Source organism: Tardiphaga sp. GW821-FHT12E02 (assembly GCF_058807155.1).
Window position 1 is genome coordinate 5,488,315 of record NZ_JBXAQK010000001.1, and the last position, 21,989, is coordinate 5,510,303.

The following is a 21,989-nucleotide window of genomic DNA, read 5'->3' on the forward strand; positions in this document are numbered from 1 at the left end:
GATGGGTTGAGCGCAGCGAAAACCCATCATTCAAACCACGCGGCAGGCTCCGCCGATGGGTTATCGCTCCGGCGCTTCGCGCCTTCGCTCAACCCATCCTACGCTTCTCACCAAACCGCCAATCCGTCGTCTCCACCGCCAGATCGATGAACGCCCGCACCTTTGCCGATAGCAGGCGCGAGGTGGGATAGACGACATGAATCGGAATTGCTGGCTGCTCGAACGCCGCCAGCACCACTTTCAGCTTCCCCGCCGCCAGCGCCTCCGCGGCCTGATAGGCGAGCACCCGCGTCAGCCCGCCGCCCTGCGCCGCATGCCAGATGGCAGCATCCGCGACATTGCAGATGAAGCGCGGCGTGTACGGGATGCGCAGATCCTGCCCGTCCCGCGCGAACTTCCATTCCGGCGAGACGACGGCCGCACCGAACTGGATCGTGTCATGTTCGGCAATCGCCTCCGGTGTCTTCGGCTCGCCGCGGCGCTTGAGATAGTCCGGCGAGGCCACAACAATGCGCCGCATATCGCCGACCTGCCGCGCCACCAGGCTGGAATCGGCGAGCTCACCGACCCGGACGGCGACATCGACGCCCTCTTCCACCAGATTGACCATGCGATCATTGAGCCGGAGCTCGCCCGACACGTCGGGATAGCGCTGCAGATAGGCCGACATCAGCGGCGTCACATGCAGCCGCCCGAAGCCCACGGGAGCGGCGACAACCAGCCGGCCGCTCGGCTGCGCCTGCTCGGCCTGGGCTGCGCCATCGGCTTCCTCGAGATCAGCCAGGATGCGCCGCGCCCGTTCGAGATAGCGCGCGCCGACATCTGTCAGTGTCACCGACCGCGTGGTCCGCTGCAGCAGCCGGGCGCCCAGCCGCTCTTCCAGCGAAGCCACCAGCCGCGTGACGGCGGATGCGGAAATGCCGAGGCGGCGCGCTGCAGGCGCAAAGCCCTGCAGGTCGGCCACCGTGACAAAGGCCGTCATGGCTTCGATGCGGTCCATAAACTCTCCCCTCATCCTGAGGAGCGGCCACAGGCCGCGTCTCGAAGGATGGCCACACACTCGGAGCCACGCCAGCTCATGGTTCGAGACGGCGCTTCGCGCCTCCTCACCATGAGGGACGGCGTGAGGCCATTCCACCACTATTTCAATATCCGCAACAATGAAGTGTCAATCGCGATAATTGTTGCTGGCACGGCCGAAGGCCATATTGGGCAGGAAACAGAAAGGTGGCTCAGATGTCCGACACCCATGTTTATTCCAGCGACATCGCCTTCTCGCCTGCCGTCAAGGCGATCCAGGCCCGCAAGGGCTCGCGCAAATCCTACGCACATGTGGAAGAGAGCGGCGGCTGGCAGACCGAGATCGACGACAATCTCGCGGAATTCCTCGCCCACACCAACAGCTTCTATCTGGCGACGGCGAGCGCCGACGGCCAGCCCTATATGCAGCATCGTGGCGGCCCGAAGGGTTTTATCAAGGTGATCGACAAGAACACGATCGCCTTCGCCGATTTCAGCGGCAACCGGCAATACATCACGCAGGGAAATCTGACGGAGAATCCCAAGGCCAATATCTTCATCATGGACTATGTCCATCGTCGCCGTGTGAAGATCTGGGGCACCGCAAAGGTGATCGAGGACGACAAGGCGCTGATCGACTCGATGATGCCGAAAGGCTATCGCGCGCGGCCTGAACAGGTGATTCTGTTCACTGTGTCTGCTTGGGACACCAACTGCCCGCAGCACATTCCACAAAAATTCGATGCGGCGGATGTGGCGCAGGCGGTCGCCCAGCGCGATGCGAGGATCGCGGAGTTGGAGGCTGAATTGGCTAGCCTCAAACAAACTTTGTCGTCACCCGGCTTGACCGGGTGACCCAGTAAACTCACTGGCTGCTATGTGTACTGGATCGCCCGGTCAAGCCGGGCGACGACAGGTAGGGAGCCGTCACGCCGCCTCGGCGTGACACTGCCAGGCATGTTCCGGATAGAAACGCGCCATCATGCGATCCACATAGGCCGTGAGATTGCCGAACTGCATCAACCGCTGCCGCAGAGGTGAATCGAAATACGGCGTCATGATGCCGGCCAATACAGCGAAGGCCGTTGCATCGGCGCCGCATGGACGTTCCCCCATCAGATAGGGCTTGTCCGCCAGCAGCAGCGACAGCGCCATCAGCGAGCGGCCGGCGAGTTCGAGCGCCTCATCCGGCGAATGCCGGCCGAGACCGCTAACCAGATAATTATGCTTCACCTGCTCGCGGACGGCCGCGCGTACGCCATCGCGCTGCGTTGCTGGAAGATCGTCGAAGAATTGCGCCGGGCCTTTCGCAAAATTCTCGTCATTCAGCCAGCGGGCACCGACCAGCGCGAAATAAACATGATGTTCGATCATCCGCTCCATGGCCCAGGCCTGCGCGCGTTGAGAGAGATCGAGCCCTTCATCAAAATCGATTCCGTGCTGGCTCTCGATATGCGCACGGATGAAACTTGAATCGGCAATGGTCTCGGCACCGTCCTCGATGAAGGGCATCTGTCCCTTCGGTGACGCCATCGGCTTTGACGGCTGCTTGCGATAGGCGAGCCCCGCCATTTTGAGCTGGACCTCGGTCTTGGTGACGAAAGGGCTGACCTCCGGCAGGCCGAAGCCTGCGCCGCCGCCGTGAAGCGTAATCATGTCGTTCTCCCGATGATGATGATGACGTTCTAGAGGGACGCTGCTGCCACCGTGGTGTCAGCAGCGGGTGGTGGACACGAACCACAGGCGCGCTTGCGTCAGTCCCGCCGATATCATCCGGCAGATGAGCCCGAACAACGCCCAACGCCAATCGCCGGCCATGAGGATTATGGCGCGCTCCAGCAGCCAGGCGCGCAGGTGCCAGAGCCTGTCGTCCTGGGGACAGCCCAGGCTTTCGAATGCGTTCATCGCAGGAATCCTTCCGTGTTCAGGGTTGGCTCCTGTATGACGGACCCCTGCTGACAACATGCTGTCAGCATCATGCGACGAGGATGCAATGAGACGTGCGGATCGCCTGTTCCAAATCATCCAGGTGCTGCGGCGGACGCGAAAGCCACTGACGGCTGACGCGATTGCCACCGAACTGGAGACGTCCAAACGCACCATCTATCGCGATATCGCGACCCTGATGGGCCAGCGCGTGCCGATTCGCGGCGAGGCCGGCATGGGCTACATTCTCGAGAGTGGGTTCGACATGCCGCCTCTGATGCTGACACCTGACGAGATCGAAGCCGCCGTGCTCGGCGCGCAATGGGTGATGGGCCATGCCGATCCGGCGCTCGCCACAGCGGCGAAGGATCTGATCGCCAAGATTGCCGACACCGTTCCGGAAAAACTTCGGCCCTTTGTACTGGAGCCGGCCAGCCGTGCCCGACCGAATTTCATCGGCATCCCGGATGCGCTCGATATGGTGCAGATGCGCGCGCATATTCATGCCGGCAAGAAAGTGCGGCTCTGCTACCGCGACGAATCCGGCCGCGCCAGCGAGCGCATCATCTGGCCGATTGCCGTGGGCTATCTCGAAGCCGTGCGCCTGCTCGCGGCCTGGTGCGAACTCCGCGGGGATTTCCGCAGTTTTCGCACCGACCGCGCGGTGACAGCCGAATATCTCGACGAAAAATACCCGGAAAGGCGCGAAGTGCTGCGCAGCCGCTGGCGCAAGACGCTGGCTTGGGAACCGCCGACGGATGCGTGATCGGCTGGCCACCTGCTGCCGATCGCGCTAAACCGCGCGCCATGACGACCACCGCTCCCATTGCTGACGACAGCCCGTGTCAGGCCTGCGGCGCCTGCTGCTCCTATTCGAGCAACTGGCCGCGCTTCACCATCGAGGATGATGCGGAGCTCGATCTGATCCCGGAGAAATTCGTGAATGAGCGGCAGTCAGGCATGCGCTGCGATGGCGATCGCTGCAGCGCGCTGACGGGCAAAGTTGGCGAATTCGTCGCCTGCGGGATCTATGAGATCCGGCCGGATGTGTGCCGGACCTGCATGCCCGGCGATCCCGAATGCGCCATGGCTAGGCGCCGCCACGGACTGCCGATCCTGGCAGCCCCGGACTGGTAACTTAAGCGATGACGCGGTCGCGTTCGGTTTCGATCTCGTCGTCGAGATCATCGTCCATCGGCGCCAGCGTCGACAGCGGTTTGGTCGACAGCGTAATCGCCTTGCGGCTGCTATAGGCCGACACCGACACGCTGCGCACCGCAGGCGCTTCGTTGGCGAGCGCGTAAAGCGTGGAACCGACGCGGCCGCCATGCTCGATCAGCTCGCGCTCGTTGCAGCTCGATGCGATGGAGATCGCAAGCGCATGCATGTGATTGCGGCGATAGCAGAACAGCGCCAGCATCGCGCGCACTTCTGACGGCACGCTGGCAACGAGATGGGGCAGGCCATTTTCATTCGCACGATACATCGCACCGAGCAGATCATCACTGACGGGGCAACGATCGTTCTCAAAAGCTTGACGGCTGGACCACATGGGTTGTTCTCCTCGATAGCGAGGATGCGGTTCAATTTGCTAACGTGCGGTTAACCAATAGGCTTAACGGCCGGGTGCGACTCTTGCGCAACAGTGGTAAATATGGCAGCGGCCGCCGCAAGCCTGACACAAGCTCGCCGCAACACTTTCGACGATTCAGCTGTTTGCGACGATGTAAATGGCGAGAAAAAAGCCGGTCAGATGGTGCAAAGCCTGGTCGATTCCGATCAGCCACCAGAACCAGCGCGAGGCCTGCGTGACGCCGTAATGCGCCACCGTCCATCCCTTGGCGCGATCGATCGTGATGTGGATCGCGAAATCAACCAGCCCGAGAAACCAGAGCTTTGGCTGAACAGCGGCAATGATGGCGGTCGTGAGCACGCCATGAATCGCGCAATGAATGAGCAGCGGCAGCGCCCAGCCGGTCTTCTGATCCTTGCCCATTGCGAGCCAGGCATTTTGCAGCATGAAGTCCGCGATCACGTGCTTGACCGTGAGCGCGAGCATCCAGCCGACAAGCCCGCCCAGAGCAATCGACGACGACATTGCAGGAAACACGCTGGCCCCTTTTTGCAGTCACAACGGGCGACCTCTCGGCCGACCGTCGCTCGCCCCATTTATGACATCCCGGCGCCGGGAATGCACGCCGCGGAACCGGTAAACTCACCGCATCGTGTTGCGCCTTTTGCCACGCCGTCAATGCGCTTGCGCATATCAATGCGCCAGCACATGGCCGCGCAACTCGCCGATCGCCTTCCGCAATTGCTCCCCCTTGGGATCGCGCGGCACCGTGCGGGCGCGCTCGATGGCGCCACTGAGATCGGCGATATCGAGCAGGCCGTCGAAGCTCGGTTTTGCGAGGCCATCGATGATCTGGTGCCAGGCTGCCATCCCATGGCGATAGCCGGTGCCATAGCCTTCGATCATGGTGGCCGAACGCACCACCGCAATCACCGCATCAGGCCGTTTGGTCAACGCGCGGTCGATCATATGCAGCCAGCGCTCGACCCAGACGCGCTCCTGCTCGTAGCGCGTCGACAGGCGGCGCCAATGCCGCAGCCAGGCCTCGAATTCGAGGCGTTTGATGCCGACAATGCTCGCCTTGCTGAAGCGGATCTGCATCGTGCGATGCGCGCAATAGATGCGCTCCAGCAGCCGCATGGCGGGCTTGCCGACGATATCGGGAAGCGACGACACGAGTTCGTCCAGGCGGAAGCGCCGCTTGTCCACCACGGACTTGCGGCCCGGCGTCACGGGCTCCTGCAGCTTCAATTGCGCGATGCGGATCGGATCGAGATAGCCCATGCGTGCAACAAGCAATTGCGCGATCTCGACGAACAAATCGTCATCGACACCGCGCTTGCCGATGAATCGGCGGAGGCGATCGCAATAGAGCTGTGCATAGGCTTCGCTCTGATAGTCGATCAAAAGTGCAACAGCATCCTGTGCGATTGGCTGCACCGCTGCCGGAAGCCCGACCGGATACTCTACCGCAGCGACATCGTTGATCCCCGCGATCTCGCGGATGGTCGAGCGGATGACATTGGTGAAGCCGACCACGACGATCCCTGACTGTTAAACGGCCTGCGCTGCCGCCACCGGCACAGGCATCGGCACATCGCGCTGCGACAGCCGTGCTTCCAGCGTGCCGATATTCTCGAACAGCCGCGCACTGGCTAGCCGCAGGAAAAAGAATCCGAATTCAGGATTCTGGACGTAGAGTTCTTCCACCTGCGCATAAGTGACGCTCAGCACGAGACCGGCCTCAACGCATTCCAGCGTCTGCGTGCGCTCGCCGAGCGGCGACAGCATGCCCAGCTCGCCAACGATGGCACCGACCGGCAGCTCGATGCCGGACTCCACGAGGCGATAGCGGCCGGAGACGATGTAGAACATCCGGTCGGCCTTCTCGTCCTTATAGAACAGGACTTCGCCCGCCTTGCATTTCTGCTTGGTCATGAACGGCTTCAGCCACTCCATCGACAGGTCCGAATTCACGGACTTCTTCACGTCGCGCACCAGCTGCAGCATCTGGCGCAGGCGCCAGATATTCACCGGCAGCAACACTGCATGCAGCACCAGCGTCGGATAGTTATGGGTCGGGATCGAGATCGCGATCAGCAGCAGATTGGCCATGATGCCGAACACCCGCAGTGGGATCATCGTCCGCATGGTGGCCGTTGCCACCACGAAGATCGTGGCGGCGGCACTGCCGAAATGATGGAGATAGGACATATCCATGGGCGCGAACCGGTTTCAGAGAGTGCGCCCGCTATGTGTCCCGTCCATATGAAAAATCAATGACCGGAAGCGCGCGAGCCGCAATAGAACCTATGGGGTCATCATAGCCTGCCCTGCAACTTCTGAAAATGCGCCGATCAGGCATGGCGATTGACGCGCCCGGGGCGCACGGGCACCGTCGGCCAGCTGCAAAGGAGAACAACATGTCGGAAACGACAGACACCCCCGATAATTCGGCCCCAATCCTCACCATCGACGGCCCTCGCGCCACCATCCGCCTCAACCGCCCTGCCAAGCTGAACCGGCTGTCGCAGGCCGATCTGGACACGCTGATGGCTCATTTCGACCGGGTCGAGGCAAATCCGGCCATCCGGGTGCTGGTGTTGACCGGCACCGGCCGCGCTTTCAGCGCCGGCTTCGACCTGACGGCGATTGCGGCCCGGGCGGCGAGCACGCCCGCCGATGGCTCATCCGGCTCGGCCTTCGAGGCCGTCGCCAACCGGCTGGAGGACCTCGGCGTACCGACCATCTGCCGGCTGAACGGCGGCGTCTACGGCGGCTCGACGGATCTGGCGCTGGCCTGCGACTTCCGCATCGGGGTGGACATGGCCGAGATGTTCATGCCGGCCGCAAGGCTCGGGCTGCACTACTACCGGGGCGGCATCAAACGCTATGTGAGCCGGCTCGGCGCGGACAATGCCAAACGGCTGTTCCTGACCGCGGAGAAGATCGACGCGCATGAGATGCTGCGGATCGGCTATCTGACGGCGATCGCGACCACGCGGGCGCTGGATGGCGAGGTGGACAAGCTCGCAACAGTGTTGTCCGGCAATGCGCCAAAGGCCATGCGCGGGATGAAACAGGCAATCAACGAATTCGCCCGCGGCGAGCTGGATGAGGAAGCCGCGGATCAACGCGCTCGGGACAGCATGCGCGGGGACGAGATCAAGGAAGGGACAACGGCGTTCAAGGAGAAGCGGGCGCCGAGGTTCTAACTGAGAGTGCGCAGCGACGCTCGGTTACCTCTCCCCGGTGGGGAGAGGTCGGATTGCGAAGCAAGCCGGGAGAGGGGGCGCCGCAAGCGACGTCATTCGTGGCGCCCCCTCTCCCACCGCGAAGACGCGGCGACCTCTCCCCGGTGGGGAGAGGTGAAGAAGGAGCGTCGCTGCGATGACGTCACTCCACGAACGTCGCGACATCACCAAGTTGTGCCCTGCTCGTGCGATAGCTGTTCACCTTGTGCTCGATGTCCGCATAGCCGAATGAAATGCCGCACACGACACGGCGATCATCCGCCATTCCAAAATGCTTGCGCACAACGGCAGAATGAAACGCCAGTGCGGCCTGCGGTACGGTGGCGACACCAAGCGCTTGTGCGGCCAGCATGAAATTATTGACATAACCGCCGCAGTCCACCGCCCCATAAACGCCGAGCGCCTCATCCGACGTGATGATCGCCACATGCGGTGCGCCGAAGAAGTTGAAATTCTGCAGCGCCTGCTCGGCATAGGCAGCCTTGTCGCCACGCGCGATGCCGAGCGTGTTGTAGAGCTGAAAGCCACTCTCGCGGCGGCGGTCGAGATAGGGCCCTTTATATTCGCGCGGGAATTCGAAATCGCCGCTGCTCGGCGTACCCGATGCCGCGACGGGATAGAGGACATCTCGAAACTTCGATGTGGCTTCGCCCGACGTGATCGTCACCTGCCACGGCTGGCTGTTGCACCACGACGCCGTCCGCTGCGCGGCCGTGAGAATGCGATCAATGATCTCGCGCGGTACGGCATCGGATTTATAGGCGCGGCAGGAGTAGCGGTCGGTAAGAAGCGTTTCGAGTGTAGCGATGGCGTCGGTCATGTAGGCCTCGTACTTTACTCAGCCCCTCATAGTGAGGAGGCGCCACTCGGCGCCGTCTCGAACTATGAGATGGCCTGGCTCTGTGATTGCCGCATCCTTCGAGACGCGCGCCGAGTGGCGCGCTCCTCAGGAGAGGGCGGAGTTTTGGGCGTTACCGTCCCCTGGTCGGCACCTTGTTGAACGGTACATCCTTGTCGACGCGGATGTCACCGGGCAGGCCCAGCACGCGCTCCGCGATGATGTTGCGCAGGATCTCGTCCGTGCCCCCCGCGATGCGCATCGACGGCGAGGACAGGATCGTCGCTTGGAATTCGCCGTCGGCTTCCGCGTCCGTGCCGACCAGCGCGCCGGACGCGCCCTGCAGATCGGCCGCGAACTGCGCGATGTCCTGCATCATCATGCCCGAGACGAGCTTGCCGATGGAGTTCTCCGGACCCGGACGCTCGCCTTTCGACAGCGCCGAGATCGAGCGGTAGCTGGTATAGGTCAGGCCGGAATTCTTCACCGCCCAACCCGCCAGCTTCGAACGCACATTGGAATCGTCGATGGCAAGACCATCCTCGAGCATCAGATTGCTGCAATAGTCGAACAGCTCGGGGAAGCCGGTGTGGACGCGGGCGCCGATCGACATGCGCTCGTTCATCAGCGTGGTGAGCGACACGTTCCAGCCATCACCGACCGCACCGAGACGCTGGCTGTCGGGAATGCGGACATTGGTGAAGAACACCTCGTTGAATTCCTGCATGCCATTGGCCTGCTTGATCGGCTTCACCTCGACGCCTGCGCTCTTCATGTCGAGAAAGAACATGGTGAGGCCCTTGTGCTTGGGCACATTGGGGTCGGTGCGGGTGATGAGGATGCCGTAATCGGAATAATGCGCACCGGAGGTCCAGATCTTCTGGCCGTTGATGATCCAGTCATCGCCATCCTTCTCTGCCCGGGTGCGAAGACCCGCGACGTCGGAGCCGCCGGCAGGCTCGGAGAACAGCTGGCACCAGACCTTTTCGCCGGAGGCCAGCGGCGGCAGGTACTGGCGCTTCTGGTCTTCGGTGGCATAGGCCATGACGGTGGGGCCGCACATGCCCTGACCGATGGCGAAGGGTCGGGAGAGCTTGTCATAGACGCCCTCCTCCTGCTGCCAGATCACGCGCTCGATCGGCGTCGATCCGCGGCCGCCATATTCCTTCGGCCAGTGCAGGCAGGCCCAGCCCGCATCGGCCTTCTTCTTCTGCCACGCCTTGGACGCGCCCAGCATGGAATCGCGCTTGGCATTGGGGTTCGACAGCTCGGCCTCGAGCTCTTTCGGCGCATTGGTAGCGATCCATTTGCGCGCGACGGCGCGGAATTCGGCTTCCTGCGGCGTGTCATCGAAATTCATGGCTCTCGTCTTTCTCTCTGTCACTCATGGTGAGGAGGCGTCACCTGGCGCCGTCCCGAACCATGAGTTCGCCTGGCTCTGCGTGTGCCGCCATGGTTCGAGACGGCGCTGCGCGCCTCCTCACCATGAAGGCGGAGTTTATGCGCGTCCCCGCGTCGGGATCTTGTTGAACGGCACGTCCTTGTCGACCCGGATGTCGCCGGGCAGGCCCAGCACGCGTTCCGCGATGATATTGCGCAGGATCTCGTCGGTGCCGCCTTCGACACGCGTCGCCGGTGAACGCAACAGCATCGCCTGGAATTTGCCGGCAACTTCCGCATCCTCCGGCCCGTTCAGCACGCCGGCCGCACCCTGAAGATCGAGCGCATAGGTCGCGACATCCTGCAGCATGGCGCCAGCAACAAGCTTGCCGATCGAGTTTTCCGGGCCTGGCCGCTCGCCGCGCGACAGTGCGGAGATCGACCGAAAACTCGTGTAACGAAGACCCGAGGCACGCACGGCCCAGTTGGCGAGCTTCGAGCGCACAGCGGGATCGTCGATCGCCGGGCCATCCTCCAGCGTCAGATTGCTGACGAAGTCGAACAGCTCCGGAAAGCCGGTCGCGACACCGGCGCCGATCGCCATGCGCTCATTCATCAGCGTGGTCAGCGACACATTCCAGCCGTCGCCCACGGCGCCGAGACGTTGCGAGTCCGGAATGCGGACATCGGTGAAATAGACCTCGTTGAATTCGGCCTGGCCATTGGCCTGCTTGATCGGCTTCACCTCGACGCCGGGGCTCTTCATGTTCAGAAAGAACATGGTGAGGCCCTTGTGCTTGGGTACAGTGGGATCGGTGCGGGTGATCAGGATGCCATAGTCCGAATGATGTGCGCCGGAGGTCCAGATCTTCTGGCCGTTGATGACCCAGTCGTCGCCATCCTTTTCCGCACGCGTGCGCAAACCCGCGACATCGGAGCCACCGGCCGGTTCGGAGAACAGCTGGCACCAGATGTTTTCGCCAGAAGCCAGCGGCGGCAGGTAGCGGAGCTTATGTTCTTCCTGCGCATAGGCCATCATGGTCGGGCCGCACATGCCATGGCCGATGATGAAGAGCGCGCCGAGCTTGCCGAACACGCCCTCTTCCTGCTGCCAGATCACGCGCTCGATGGGCGATGCGCCGCGGCCGCCATAGTCCTTCGGCCAGTGCGGCACGGCCCAGCCGGCGTCAGCTTTCTTCTTCTGCCAGGCCTTCGCGACCTCAAGGATGTTGGCGCTCTTGAGCTGAATGCGGCCGAGTGCGGCCTTCTTCAGTTCGTCCTCATATTCGCGTGGCGCATTGGCCGCGATCCAGGCGCGCGCCTTGGCGCGGAATTCGGCTTCTTGCGGGGTGTCATCGAAATTCATGTCGCGATCCCTGATGATTGTCGTCCCCGCGAAGGCGGGGACCCATAACCACCGTCTCTTGTTACGAAGCTGGGCGACGCCACAGCCCTTATTGCTGGTTCAGTGTGTATGGGTCCCCGCCTTCGCGGGGACGACACGGAGTTAAGCCGCGTTCTTCTGGCGCATGCGTTCGATCAACTGGTCTTCCCAATAGCTCAGCGAGCCCAGGCCAACGGCGAGCGCATTGGAGCGGCGATAATAGAGGTGGCAGTCGAATTCCCACGTAAAGCCCATGCCGCCATGAACCTGGATGTTGTTCTTGGAGCAATGCTGGAACGCCTGCGTCGCGCTGATGCGGGCCGCAGCTGCTGCTTCCGGCAATTCGGCGGCATTGGTCGAGAGCGCCCAGGCGCCGTAATAGCAATTCGAGCGCGCCAAGGTCGCCGAGACATACATATCAGCGAGCATGTGCTTCACCGCCTGGAACGAACCGATCTGGCGGCCGAAGGCAATACGGTCGAGCGCGTAGTCGCGGCCCATCTCCAGCGCGCGGTCGGACCCGCCGACCTGCTCGAAGCCGATCAGCACCGCGGCGCGGTCGAGCACTTGGGAGAGGATGCTCCAGCCTTCGCTGGCAGCGCCGAGCGGCTCGGCCTTGACATTGGTGAAGGTGATCTCTGCCTGGTTGCGCGAGGGATCGATGGAGGTCAGCGCCTTGGCCTCGACGCCCTCGGAGGTGAGATCGACGAGGAACAGCGCGATGTCGCTGTCGCGGCCGGTGGATGCGGTGCGCGCGGCGACGATGGCGAAGTCGGCAATGGCACCGTCCGCGACCGGCTTCTTGGTACCGTTGAGTACGCCATTGGTGGCGGTGAGCTTCACCGCCTTCGGCGACGGATTGCCGGTGCCTTCGAACAGCGCCAGCGTGCCGACCGCATGGCCCTGCGCAATCGCCGGCAGCCACTTCTGCTTCTGGGCATCGGAGCCGGCGAGCAGCAGCGCTTCGGCGGCGAGATAGACGGTGGAGGAGAACGGCACCGGCGCCAGCGCGCGGCCCATTTCCTCGGCGATCACGCAGAGTTCGAGATGTCCGGCGCCCGAGCCTCCAAAGGCTTCGGGAATCGCGACGCCGAGGAAGCCCATATCGGCGAGGCCTTTCCAGAGCTCGCGATCATAGGGCGCCTGACCATCGATCACAGCGCGCACCGCCTTCGGCGGGCATTTTTCGGTGAGGAAGCGGCGGGCCTCGTCGCGGAGCTGTTTCTGATCGTCGGAGAAATCGAAATTCATGGCGGTGTCTCTCTTCGTTCGAATTTTATCTTGGTCGTCCCCGCGAAGGCGGGGACCCATAGCCTCTGTCCGCGCAATCGAAACGGCAGGGCCGCCCCGATAAAGCTTCACCCAAATCTCCGGTGTCTATGGATCCCCGCCTTCGCGGGGATGACATCGGAGCGTGGGATTACATCTTCATTTCAGCACGATCACATCCTCACCCGGATGCTTTGCATAAAGCTCCGCCACATCAGCGGCGCGGCGTTCGAGGCCGGCGCGCTGGTTGATGTAGCCCTTGTCGGTCAGTTCGTTGCCGTCGATGGAGGGCGGCTCCACCAGGAACATCGCGCGCGCGATGCGGCGGCTGCTGGCGCCGACCGATGCGGCGTTATGGGCACGCAGACCGTCCTTGAAGCAGGCAAGCACCTTCGGGTGCTTCACGACATCGGCAAAGCTCGCATCCGGCCTGTCGATCAGGATGCGACACGCCGGCAGGTTCGGCCAGGCGAGCACGCCGATGAATTCGCGGTCCTGCCCGGTGATCAGCGCGTCCTGCACCACAGGCGTTGTGGCCGCGATGATATCCGTGCGCAAAGAGCCGACATGGACGAAGGTGCCCGTGGTGAGCTTGAAATCCTCCACCACGCGACCGGAAAAGATCAGCCCCTTCACCGGATCGTTGTTATCGACGAACACACCGGCATCGCCGATCTTGTAGAAGCCTTCCTCGTCGAAGGCGGCTTTTGTCAGCTCGGGCTGGCGGTAATAGCCGGGCATCACATTGATGCCGCGCAGGCGCAGTTCATATTTCGCGTCCACCGGCACCATCTTCAACTCGACGCCCGGAAACGGCAGGCCGATCAGGCCGACGCGCTCGGTGTCCCAATAGGTGCCGGTCGAGGTCGGCGCCGTCTCGGTGCAGCCCCAGCCGGTATAGAACACGATGCGCTCGCCACAGGCGCGCACGGCCAGCGCCTGCATGCGGTCGAACAGATCGTCGGGGAGACGCGCGCCGCCATAGCCCATGATGCCGAGATTCTTGAAGAAGGAGCGCGCGAGATCCTCGTCCTTCTCCAGGGCGCCGGCGATGGCCGCATAACCGGCGGGCACATTGGCGTAGTAGGTCGGCGAAATCTCACGCAAATTGCGCAGCGTCTCGTCGATCATGCCGGGCATCGGGCGACCGTCGTCGATATACAGCGTGCCGCCATCGACCAGCAGCGGATTGAACAGCGCATTGCCGCCCATGGTGTGATTCCACGGCATCCAGTCGAGATAGACCGGCGGCTGCGCACCGGGCTGGCGCGGACGCGTCTGCATCATCTGCGCCGCATTGGCGCACATCATCTGCTGGGTGTTGATGACCGCCTTGGGCAGGCCTGTCGATCCCGACGTGAACAGCAGTTTGCCGACCGTGTCCGGCGTGATCGCCGCAATCGAGTCAGCGACGTCGCCGGTCACCTTGGTCGCGGCCATATCGGCGAATGACACGCTCGCGATCCCTTCCGGCGGACGCGACACATGGATCACCTTGATGCCGGTGAGATCGAGCGCATCCAGCGCCTTCTGGAAGGTCGGTCCGTCCTGCACCATGATGGCCGCAGGCTTCACCAGATCGAACAGATATTTGAGCTTGAGATGATCCTGGCTCATCAGCGAATAGGCCGGCGACACCGGCGCCGCCGGATGCCGTGCCTGCATCGCCGCCATGGTCATCAGCGCATGTTCGATAGAGTTGCCGGACAGGATCGCAATTGGTCCTTCCGAGGCCAGCTTCATGTCGAGCAGCGCCTGCGTGAGCCCATCGACAATGCGCTTGGCTTCCGCATAGGAGACGCGGCGCCATTGCCGGTCATCACCAGCGCGTTGGGCGAGCCAGGTAAGATCGGGACGCTCTTTCGCCCACTTCGCGAGCGGCGCAGCGAGATGCGGCTCACGCGCCATCAGCGGGACGCGCGACTTCATGACGATGACCCCATCCGGACGGCGTTCGACATCGATGTCGCGCTCCATCCAGTGCACCTTGCGGAAGGCGGGTTTGGTCTGTGCCGCGGCCTGCACGTTCATTGCGTTCCTCCCAGAACGGCTTGGCCGACCACAGTCTCTTTATCTGGACCTTGTGTCGGTTTCATCTTCTCAGCGCGTCACATAAACCGGTTTGCGTTTCTCGATGAAGGCGCGGATGCCCTCCTCGAAATCTTCGGACCGGCTGCACAGCACCTGATTGCGATCTTCCATGGCGATGACGGCCTCGATCGAGCCGGCATCCACCGCCATGTTGATGCATTCCTTCGAGAGACGCAGGCCGACCGGCGAGGCTGAGATCATCGCATCGACATAGGGCGCAGCGGCCTTGTCGAGCTCGCCGTCAGCGACGACTTCCGACACGAGACCTACGGCGAGCGCACGATCGGCATGGATGAAACGGCCGGTGAGGATCAGCTCTGAAGCCACGGACACGCCGACGAGACGCGGCAGGAAATAGCTGGTGCCGATATCGCAACCGCCAAGGCCGAGCTTGATGAAGGCGCAGTTCATCCGCGCAGATTTTGAGGCGATGCGGATATCGGCGGCGAGCGCCAGCGCGAATCCACCGCCGGCGGCTGCGCCCTGCACCAGCGCGATGATCGGCTGCGGGCAGCGGCGCATCAGCATCACGATGTCGGCGATGCGGCGCTGCGAATCCAGCGACTCGGTAACGGTGCGCGGCGCATTCTGGCCACGCGCGGCCATCGCATGTTTGAGGTCGAGCCCGGCGCAGAAATTATCGCCGGCGCCGCGGAGCACGACGACGCGGGTCTTGCGATTGCGCTGCAGGCTTTGAAAGTAATCGTTGAGGGCATCGATCAGAGAGGGATCGAGCGCATTCAGGCTCTCCGGGCGATTGAGCGTCACCCGGTCCACGCCGTCGTCATGGTCGATCAGCAGTGGGGATGCCACGTGCGTTACTCCTACCCGTCTTTGTTTTTCGGCATCTTCGGGCGCCTGTTGTAGTCCCCTCTCCCCTCGGGGAGAGAGGAGCGCAGGAATTAGACGAAACCTCTTTCGGAAGAGGGGGAGCAGCGACGCTCTGAGTTTGTGACTGCCCCTCTCCCGCCTTTCGCTTCGCTCAGGCCCCCTCTCCCGCAAGCGGGAGAGGGGAAACAACCACTACCGCGGAGCCATGCGGATGGCGCCGTCGAGACGGATCGTCTCGCCATTCAGCATCGGGTTCTCGACAATGTGAACCGCGAGATTGCCGTATTCCGACGCGTCGCCCAGACGGGCCGGATGCGGCACCTGCGCGCCGAGGCTGGCGCGGGCTTCTTCATTGAGGCCCATCAGCAGCGGCGTCAGGAACAGGCCCGGCGCAATGGTGTTCACGCGGATCTTCTGCGAAGCAAGATCGCGCGCGGCTGGCAAGGTCAGACCCACAACGCCGCCCTTGGAGGCGGAATAGGCGATCTGGCCAATCTGGCCTTCATAGGCCGCAACCGATGCGGTGTTGATGATGACGCCGCGCTCTTCGCCGATCGCTTCCGCGGTGGCAAGCTGCTCAGCGAACAGACGCAGGCAATTGAAGGTGCCGATCAGGTTCACCATGATCACATTGGTGAACTTCTCCAGCGGATAGACGCCCTGCTTGCCGACAATGCGCTGCGAACCGCCGATGCCGGCGCAGTTCATCAGCACGCGTGCGGTGCCGTGAGCAGCGGCGGCCTTGGCCAGAGCTGCCTTGACGTCGGCCTCGCTGGTGACGTCACCGACGCAGGCGACGCCCTTGATCTCGGCAGCGACCTTCTCGGCATTGTCAGCGGCGCGATCGAACACGGCGACTTTGGCGCCCTTGGCGGCCATCGCGCGTGCGGTCGCGGCGCCGAGGCCCGAGCCACCACCGGTGATGAATACGGCTACGTCTTTGAGCTGCATGGGAAGAGCCTTTCCTTGGGCGTTTCTGGTATTTTCTTGAATCGTTAGGTCGCGAAGAGAAAAAGAAGAAATGGTCCTTGGGCGTTTCTTATTGGTCTTGAACTGCGAGCTTGATGGAATCTGTTTTGTTATTTTTTCTTATTGTTGTTTTTGTTGAGTTCCTTGGGCGCTTCCTCAAGTCTTTTGTTTTTGCAGTCTGTCCTTGGGCCGTTTCTTCTTGAGCTCGGTTGTCAGCGGGCTTTGGCGCCCGCCTTCTTGTTTGTCAGCATGCCGTCGAGCAGCAGCATTTCGAGATGCGCCACATAGGCGCGGCACACATCATCCGTCACCGGGCCGACGCCAATGGCGCGCGACATGGCATGACGGCTGAAGAAGAGGTTGTCGCAGGCGCCGATCAGGCTGGTGTAGAACAGCACCGGATCGACCACGCGGAATTCGCCGGTCTTGTGGCCCTCGGCCAGCAGGCGGCGATGGAAGCTGAGCAGCGGCCCGACGAAGAACTTCGAGACTTCATCCGCCGACTTGTCACTGCTTTCATGCAGCAGATAGTGGATCAACCGGTTCATATAGGGGAACTGGTTGTAGGCCTTGATGATGCCGCCGATGTGCAGGCGCAGCTTTGCCGTGGCCGTGATCGGCTGCTCCAGCAGATATTCCAGATTGGTCATCTCATTGGCGGCGTCGCGCTCGAGCAGCGCCAGCAGCAGACCATCCTTGTTGCCGAAATGATATTTCACCAGCGCAGCGTTGACGCCCGATTGCTGGGCAATCTCGCTCAGCGACACCTCGATGGAGTTGCTGGAGATCATCAACTCGCTCGCCGCGAGCAACAGCTTGTCCGCGGTCGGATTCTTGCCGACCGGGTGACGTACTGAGGCTTGGGATGGGCTGGGAGTCGCTGCCATGGGAGCCGCAGATAATACGAAGATACGACCGCACTCAAGAGTTAATTGACCGATTGACTAAAATGAATGCGCCCCGTTAAATCCGCCCAACACCACGCCCATCACAACAACAAAATTCCAGGGAGAACGCTCATGGCCGAGGCCTATATCGTCGCCGCCGCACGCACCGCAGGTGGCCGCAAGGGTGGCCGGCTGGCCGGATGGCATCCGGCGGACCTTGCCGCTTCCGTGTTGAACGCTCTGGTGGATCGCACGGGCGTCGATCCGGCACTGGTGGATGACGTGATCATGGGCTGCGTCGGCCAGGGCGGCGAACAGGCCGTCAATGTGGCGCGCAATGCCGTGCTGGCGTCCAAGCTGCCGGAAAGCGTGCCGGGCACCTCCATCGATCGCCAGTGCGGCTCGTCACAGCAGGCGCTGCACTTTGCGGCGCAGGCGGTCATGTCGGGCGCCATGGATATCGTGATCGCCTCGGGCGTCGAAAGCATGACGCGGGTGCCGATGGGCTCGCCCAGCATCCTGGCTTCCAAGGCCGGCATGGGCAATTATATGAGCCCGAACATCCAGGCGCGCTATCCGAACATCCAGTTCAGCCAGTTCACCGGTGCTGAAATGGTGGCGCAGAAATATGACCTGTCAAAGGATCATCTCGACAGCTATTCCTATCAGAGCCATCAGCGCGCCATTGCGGCCACCGAAGCCGGCCGTTTCAAGGACGAGATCGTGCCGCTGCAGATCACCCGCGCGGATGGCTCGACCGATACGCATCACATCGACGAAGGCATCCGCTTCGACGCAACCCTGGACGGCATCAAGGGCGTCAAGCTGATCAACGAGAATGGCGGGCGGCTTTCTGCCGCCTCGGCGAGCCAGATCTGCGACGGCGCCTCGGGCGTGCTCGTGGTCAATGAGAAAGGCCTGAAGCAGCTCGGCGTCAAACCACTGGCGCGCATCCACCATATGAGCGTGATGGGCGGCGATCCCGTCATCATGCTGGAAGCCCCGCTGCCGGCTACGAAGCGCGCGCTGGAAAAGGCCGGCATGAAGATCGACGATATCGATCTGTTCGAGGTCAACGAGGCCTTCGCGTCGATCCCGACTGCCTGGCTGCAGGCGACCGGCGCCGATCCATCGCGGCTGAACGTGAACGGCGGCGCGATCGCGCTCGGCCATCCGCTCGGCGGCTCCGGCACCAAGCTGATGACGACCTTGGTGCATGCGCTGAAGCAGCAGAACAAGCGCTACGGCCTGCAGACCATGTGCGAAGGTGGCGGCATGGCCAATGTGACGATTGTGGAGCGGCTGTAACTCGGTGTCGTCCCCGCGAAAGCGGGGACCCATAGACACCGAAGAAGTGATTAGCTGAGGGAGAAGCCTCAGCCCTCACCTCTGACGACAGAGGTTATGGATCCCCGCTTTCGCGGGGATGACATACTGAGATAGCTGAGCAGAACACGAGCGGGCCAACCCGCCGATCCTTCCAAGAGGAAACACCCATGACCCATCCGTCGCTTCACGCCAAAACCAATCCCGACAAGATCGCCTATCGCATGGCCGGCTCCGGCGCGGCCCTCACCTATCGCGAGCTCGACGAACGCTCCAATCGCGGCGCGCATCTGTTCCGCTCACTCGGGCTGAAGGCCGGCGACCACGTCGCACTCCTGATGGAAAACCGGCTCGAATTTATGGAGATCTGCTGGGCCGCACAGCGCTCGGGGCTCTATTACACCGCCATCAGCCGCTATCTCACCGGTGATGAGATCGCCTATATCGTGAAAGACTGCGGCGCCCGCGTCGTCATCACCTCCGAACAATGCGCCGACGTCATCGCACCGCTGATTACCAATGCGGCCGAACCTGTCTTCTACATTGTCGATGGCTCGCGCGCCGGTTTTCGCGACTGGAACACCGCACTCGCGACCCAACCGACCACGCCGATCGCCGACGAGATCGCCGGCTACGACATGCTGTATTCGTCCGGCACCACCGGTCGCCCCAAGGGCATCAAGCGCGCCTCGGAGAATTCACCAATCGACGTACCGAACCCGTTCCTGAAACTGCTCTGCGCCAATATGTGCGGTATGGCCGAAGACAGCATCTATCTGTCGCCGGCGCCGCTCTATCATGCAGCCCCGCTGCGCTTCAACATGATGACCATCACGCTTGGCGGCACCTCGGTGATCATGGAGAAATTCGACGCCGAGAAATTCCTCGAGCTGGTGGAGACGCACAAGATCACCCAGTCGCAGCTGGTGCCGACCATGTTCGTGCGCATGCTGAAACTGCCGGACGAAATCCGCCAGCGCTACGACGTGTCCTCGCTGAAAGGCGCGATCCATGCGGCGGCGCCCTGCCCGGTCGATGTGAAGGCGAAGATGATCGACTGGTGGGGGCCGATCCTGATCGAATATTACGCCGGTTCCGAAGGTAACGGCGTCACCGTCTCGAATTCGCAGCAATGGCTGAGCCATCGCGGCACCGTCGGCAAGGCGGTGGTCGGCAGCGTCAAGATTCTCGACGAAGAGGATCAGGAACGGCCGACGGGCGAGATCGGCACCGTCTATTTCGCCGACACACCGGTGTTCAGCTATCACAACGATCCCGAGAAGACGAAGCGCGCCTATAATGCGCGCGGCTGGTCGACGCTCGGCGATGTCGGCTACGTCGATGCCGAGGGCTTCCTCTATCTCACCGACCGCAAGTCCTACATGATCATTTCCGGTGGGGTGAACATCTATCCGCAGGAGACGGAGGATGTCCTGATTACCCATCCGGAGGTCGCTGACGTCGCTGTGTTCGGCGTACCCAATGACGAGATGGGTGAAGAGGTGAAAGCGGTGGTGCAGCCCCACAGCATGAACCGCGCCGGCAAGGCACTGGAAGCCGAGCTGATCGCGTTCTGCCGCAAACACCTGTCGCCGATCAAATGCCCGAAGAGCGTGGATTTCGAGCCGGAACTGCCGCGCACGCCGACCGGCAAGCTGGTGAAGCGCCATTTGCGGGACAAGTACTGGCCGAAAAAGGAAACGGCGACGGCGTAAAATCGATCGCCCCGCCGCCTCTAATTGTCGTCACCCGGCTTGACCGGGTGACCCAGTACACACCGCACTGACTGAGTTGACTGGATCGCCCGGTCAAGCCGGGCGACGACAAGGGAGTTAGGCTGCTTGCGGCTTGCCTCCTCCCGCAGTAATCCACCGCGATGCTGCGAACCTTCCCATGACAACCGGTATCCTGATCTCCGCCATCCGCTCTGGCGCCGGCAAGACGACGGTGACGCTTGGCCTGCTGGCCGCACTGGCGCGGCGCGGCACCAGGCTGCGCGCGGCCAAAGCCGGGCCTGATTATATCGATCCCGCCTTTCACGCCGCAGCAACGGGCGCGCCTTGCGTCAATCTCGATAGCTGGACCATGCCGCCGCCGCTGCTGCAGACGCTGATGGCGCGGGCGACAGACAACACCGACCTCGTCATCGTCGAAGGCGTCATGGGCCTGTTCGATGGCGTACCGGCCAATCCCGATCGCGACGGATCGAGCGGCAGCATCGCGGCGCAATTTCGTCTGCCTGTCATCCTTGTGCTCGACGTGACCGCGCAATCGCAATCAGCAGCAGCGGTCGTCAGGGGCTTTGCGGCGCATCGCCCCGACGTTCACGTCGCTGGCGTGGTGCTCAATCGCGTCGGCAGCGAACGGCACCAGAAGCTCATCACCGACGCCATCGCGACACTGAACATTCCTGTGGTCGGCGCTGTGCCGCGCGATGCCGCTTTCGCTCTGCCGGAGCGCCATCTCGGTCTGGTTCAGGCGGACGAGCATGGCGATCTCGCCAAGCGCATCACTGCGCTCGCTGACATGGCCGAAACACACCTCGACCTCGATGCGATCCTCGCGCTGGCCGCGCCGATCGAGACGTCATCGCTTAACGCGACAGCGACCGCTTTGCCGCCGCCGGGCCAGCGCATCGCGCTCGCCTCCGATGCGGCATTCAGTTTCATCTATCCGCATCTCATCGCGGGCTGGCGCGATGCGGGCGCCGAGATCGTCCGTTTCTCACCGCTTGCGAACGAAGCCCCCCCGGACAAATGCGACAGTTGCTGGCTGCCCGGCGGCTATCCGGAACTGCATGCCGGCGCGCTCGCAGCTGCGACGACGTTCCAAGAAGGGCTTGTGCACTTCGCACAGACGCGGCCTGTCCATGGCGAATGCGGTGGCTACATGGTGCTTGGCAAAGGACTGGAAGATGCCGACGGCCAGCGTCATGCGATGACTGGGCTCCTCAGCCATACGACGAGCTTCCAGAAGCGGAAACTGCATCTCGGCTATCGCGAGGCGCGGCTGCTGGTGGACAGCGTCATCGGATCGACTGGCATGATCGTGCGCGGCCATGAATTCCACTATGCCTCGCTGACCGACATCGGTCACGACGAACCACTGGTCGAACTCACCAATGCCGACGGCCATTCCCTGCCCGAACGCGGCGGACGGCGCGGCCATGTGACCGGGACATTCTTTCACGCGATTGCGGCGGCGTAATGCGGTGGCACACCGCGCTCCAACTGTCGTCACC

Annotated in this window: 22 protein-coding genes; 7 read left to right on the plus strand and 15 right to left on the minus strand. The window is 62.6% G+C overall.

Translation table 11 applies throughout. From position 1 onward, the window contains the following. Nucleotides 1–88 precede the first annotated feature (88 nt). On the minus strand, nt 89–1,000 hold the full coding sequence (locus AC1RQ5_RS25750) for a LysR family transcriptional regulator (RefSeq protein ID WP_493202771.1): 912 nt from the start codon (nt 998–1,000) through the stop codon (nt 89–91). 236 nt (nt 1,001–1,236) lie between these two features. Here AC1RQ5_RS25750 and AC1RQ5_RS25755 point away from each other — a divergent pair, with 236 nt between their 5' ends. After that, on the plus strand, nt 1,237–1,875 hold the full coding sequence (locus AC1RQ5_RS25755) for a pyridoxamine 5'-phosphate oxidase family protein (RefSeq protein WP_493202773.1): 639 nt from the start codon (nt 1,237–1,239) through the stop codon (nt 1,873–1,875). 72 nt (nt 1,876–1,947) lie between these two features. Here AC1RQ5_RS25755 and AC1RQ5_RS25760 read toward each other — a convergent pair whose 3' ends face one another. Further along, nucleotides 1,948–2,676, minus strand: a complete 729-nt coding sequence (locus AC1RQ5_RS25760) for a glutathione S-transferase family protein (protein ID WP_493202775.1) — start codon at nt 2,674–2,676, stop codon at nt 1,948–1,950. Nucleotides 2,677–2,733: 57 nt separating this feature from the next. After that, nucleotides 2,734–2,925 carry a hypothetical protein gene (locus tag AC1RQ5_RS25765; protein WP_493202777.1) on the minus strand — a complete coding sequence of 64 codons (192 nt, stop codon included), beginning with the start codon at nt 2,923–2,925 and terminating at the stop codon, nt 2,734–2,736. 88 nt (nt 2,926–3,013) lie between these two features. On the opposite strand from AC1RQ5_RS25765, the gene AC1RQ5_RS25770 reads away from it, so the two are divergent. Continuing rightward, nucleotides 3,014–3,712: a helix-turn-helix transcriptional regulator gene (locus AC1RQ5_RS25770; protein WP_493202778.1), complete on the plus strand. Its 699-nt coding sequence runs from the start codon at nt 3,014–3,016 to the stop codon at nt 3,710–3,712. Nucleotides 3,713–3,753: 41 nt separating this feature from the next. Beyond that, entirely contained in the window at nt 3,754–4,083 is a 330-nt protein-coding gene (locus tag AC1RQ5_RS25775; protein WP_493202780.1) for a YkgJ family cysteine cluster protein, read from the plus strand. A 1-nt stretch (nt 4,084) separates the two neighbouring features. Here the strand turns inward: AC1RQ5_RS25775 and AC1RQ5_RS25780 are convergent, their stop codons facing one another. From AC1RQ5_RS25780 to AC1RQ5_RS25795, 4 genes are all read right to left on the minus strand, one after another. Then, a complete protein-coding gene (locus tag AC1RQ5_RS25780) occupies nt 4,085–4,498 on the minus strand; it encodes a hypothetical protein (protein ID WP_398484117.1) in 414 nt (137 codons plus the stop codon). 156 nt (nt 4,499–4,654) lie between these two features. Further along, a complete protein-coding gene (locus AC1RQ5_RS25785) occupies nt 4,655–5,044 on the minus strand; it encodes a DUF3307 domain-containing protein (RefSeq protein ID WP_493203573.1) in 390 nt (129 codons plus the stop codon). 168 nt (nt 5,045–5,212) lie between these two features. After that, entirely contained in the window at nt 5,213–6,058 is an 846-nt protein-coding gene (locus tag AC1RQ5_RS25790) for a DUF6537 domain-containing protein (RefSeq protein WP_493202782.1), read from the minus strand. Between the two features lie 15 nt (nt 6,059–6,073). Then, the gene (locus AC1RQ5_RS25795; RefSeq protein WP_493202784.1) at nt 6,074–6,739 is read right to left on the minus strand and encodes a Crp/Fnr family transcriptional regulator; all 666 of its coding nucleotides are present in this window, start codon (nt 6,737–6,739) and stop codon (nt 6,074–6,076) included. 203 nt (nt 6,740–6,942) lie between these two features. Here AC1RQ5_RS25795 and AC1RQ5_RS25800 point away from each other — a divergent pair, with 203 nt between their 5' ends. Then, nucleotides 6,943–7,734 carry an enoyl-CoA hydratase/isomerase family protein gene (locus AC1RQ5_RS25800; RefSeq protein ID WP_493203575.1) on the plus strand — a complete coding sequence of 264 codons (792 nt, stop codon included), beginning with the start codon at nt 6,943–6,945 and terminating at the stop codon, nt 7,732–7,734. A gap of 181 nt (nt 7,735–7,915) precedes the next feature. Here the strand turns inward: AC1RQ5_RS25800 and AC1RQ5_RS25805 are convergent, their stop codons facing one another. The 8 genes from AC1RQ5_RS25805 to AC1RQ5_RS25840 all read right to left on the minus strand — a co-directional run bounded on the left by AC1RQ5_RS25805 (nt 7,916) and on the right by AC1RQ5_RS25840 (nt 17,422). Next, nucleotides 7,916–8,593, minus strand: coding sequence for a nitroreductase (locus tag AC1RQ5_RS25805; protein ID WP_493202786.1), 678 nt, complete (start codon nt 8,591–8,593; stop codon nt 7,916–7,918). A gap of 151 nt (nt 8,594–8,744) precedes the next feature. After that, on the minus strand, nt 8,745–9,971 hold the full coding sequence (locus AC1RQ5_RS25810; RefSeq protein WP_493202788.1) for an acyl-CoA dehydrogenase: 1,227 nt from the start codon (nt 9,969–9,971) through the stop codon (nt 8,745–8,747). Between the two features lie 138 nt (nt 9,972–10,109). After that, on the minus strand, nt 10,110–11,357 hold the full coding sequence (locus AC1RQ5_RS25815) for an acyl-CoA dehydrogenase (RefSeq protein ID WP_493202790.1): 1,248 nt from the start codon (nt 11,355–11,357) through the stop codon (nt 10,110–10,112). Nucleotides 11,358–11,498: 141 nt separating this feature from the next. Continuing rightward, nucleotides 11,499–12,626, minus strand: a complete 1,128-nt coding sequence (locus AC1RQ5_RS25820) for an acyl-CoA dehydrogenase family protein (protein WP_398484209.1) — start codon at nt 12,624–12,626, stop codon at nt 11,499–11,501. Nucleotides 12,627–12,803: 177 nt separating this feature from the next. Continuing rightward, a complete protein-coding gene (locus AC1RQ5_RS25825) occupies nt 12,804–14,675 on the minus strand; it encodes an AMP-binding protein (RefSeq protein WP_493202792.1) in 1,872 nt (623 codons plus the stop codon). A gap of 69 nt (nt 14,676–14,744) precedes the next feature. Then, complete coding sequence (locus AC1RQ5_RS25830; RefSeq protein ID WP_493202793.1) at nt 14,745–15,548, minus strand: enoyl-CoA hydratase/isomerase family protein; 804 nt, start codon at nt 15,546–15,548, stop codon at nt 14,745–14,747. A gap of 210 nt (nt 15,549–15,758) precedes the next feature. Further along, the gene (locus AC1RQ5_RS25835; protein WP_398484215.1) at nt 15,759–16,517 is read right to left on the minus strand and encodes an SDR family NAD(P)-dependent oxidoreductase; all 759 of its coding nucleotides are present in this window, start codon (nt 16,515–16,517) and stop codon (nt 15,759–15,761) included. Between the two features lie 230 nt (nt 16,518–16,747). Then, on the minus strand, nt 16,748–17,422 hold the full coding sequence (locus AC1RQ5_RS25840) for a TetR family transcriptional regulator (protein WP_493202795.1): 675 nt from the start codon (nt 17,420–17,422) through the stop codon (nt 16,748–16,750). A gap of 132 nt (nt 17,423–17,554) precedes the next feature. On the opposite strand from AC1RQ5_RS25840, the gene AC1RQ5_RS25845 reads away from it, so the two are divergent. The 3 genes from AC1RQ5_RS25845 to AC1RQ5_RS25855 all read left to right on the plus strand — a co-directional run bounded on the left by AC1RQ5_RS25845 (nt 17,555) and on the right by AC1RQ5_RS25855 (nt 21,955). Continuing rightward, entirely contained in the window at nt 17,555–18,730 is a 1,176-nt protein-coding gene (locus tag AC1RQ5_RS25845; RefSeq protein WP_493202796.1) for an acetyl-CoA C-acetyltransferase, read from the plus strand. 188 nt (nt 18,731–18,918) lie between these two features. After that, entirely contained in the window at nt 18,919–20,463 is a 1,545-nt protein-coding gene (locus AC1RQ5_RS25850; protein WP_493202797.1) for an acyl-CoA synthetase, read from the plus strand. A 178-nt stretch (nt 20,464–20,641) separates the two neighbouring features. Beyond that, a complete protein-coding gene (locus AC1RQ5_RS25855) occupies nt 20,642–21,955 on the plus strand; it encodes a cobyrinic acid a,c-diamide synthase CobB (RefSeq protein ID WP_493202798.1) in 1,314 nt (437 codons plus the stop codon). Nucleotides 21,956–21,989 lie beyond the last annotated feature (34 nt).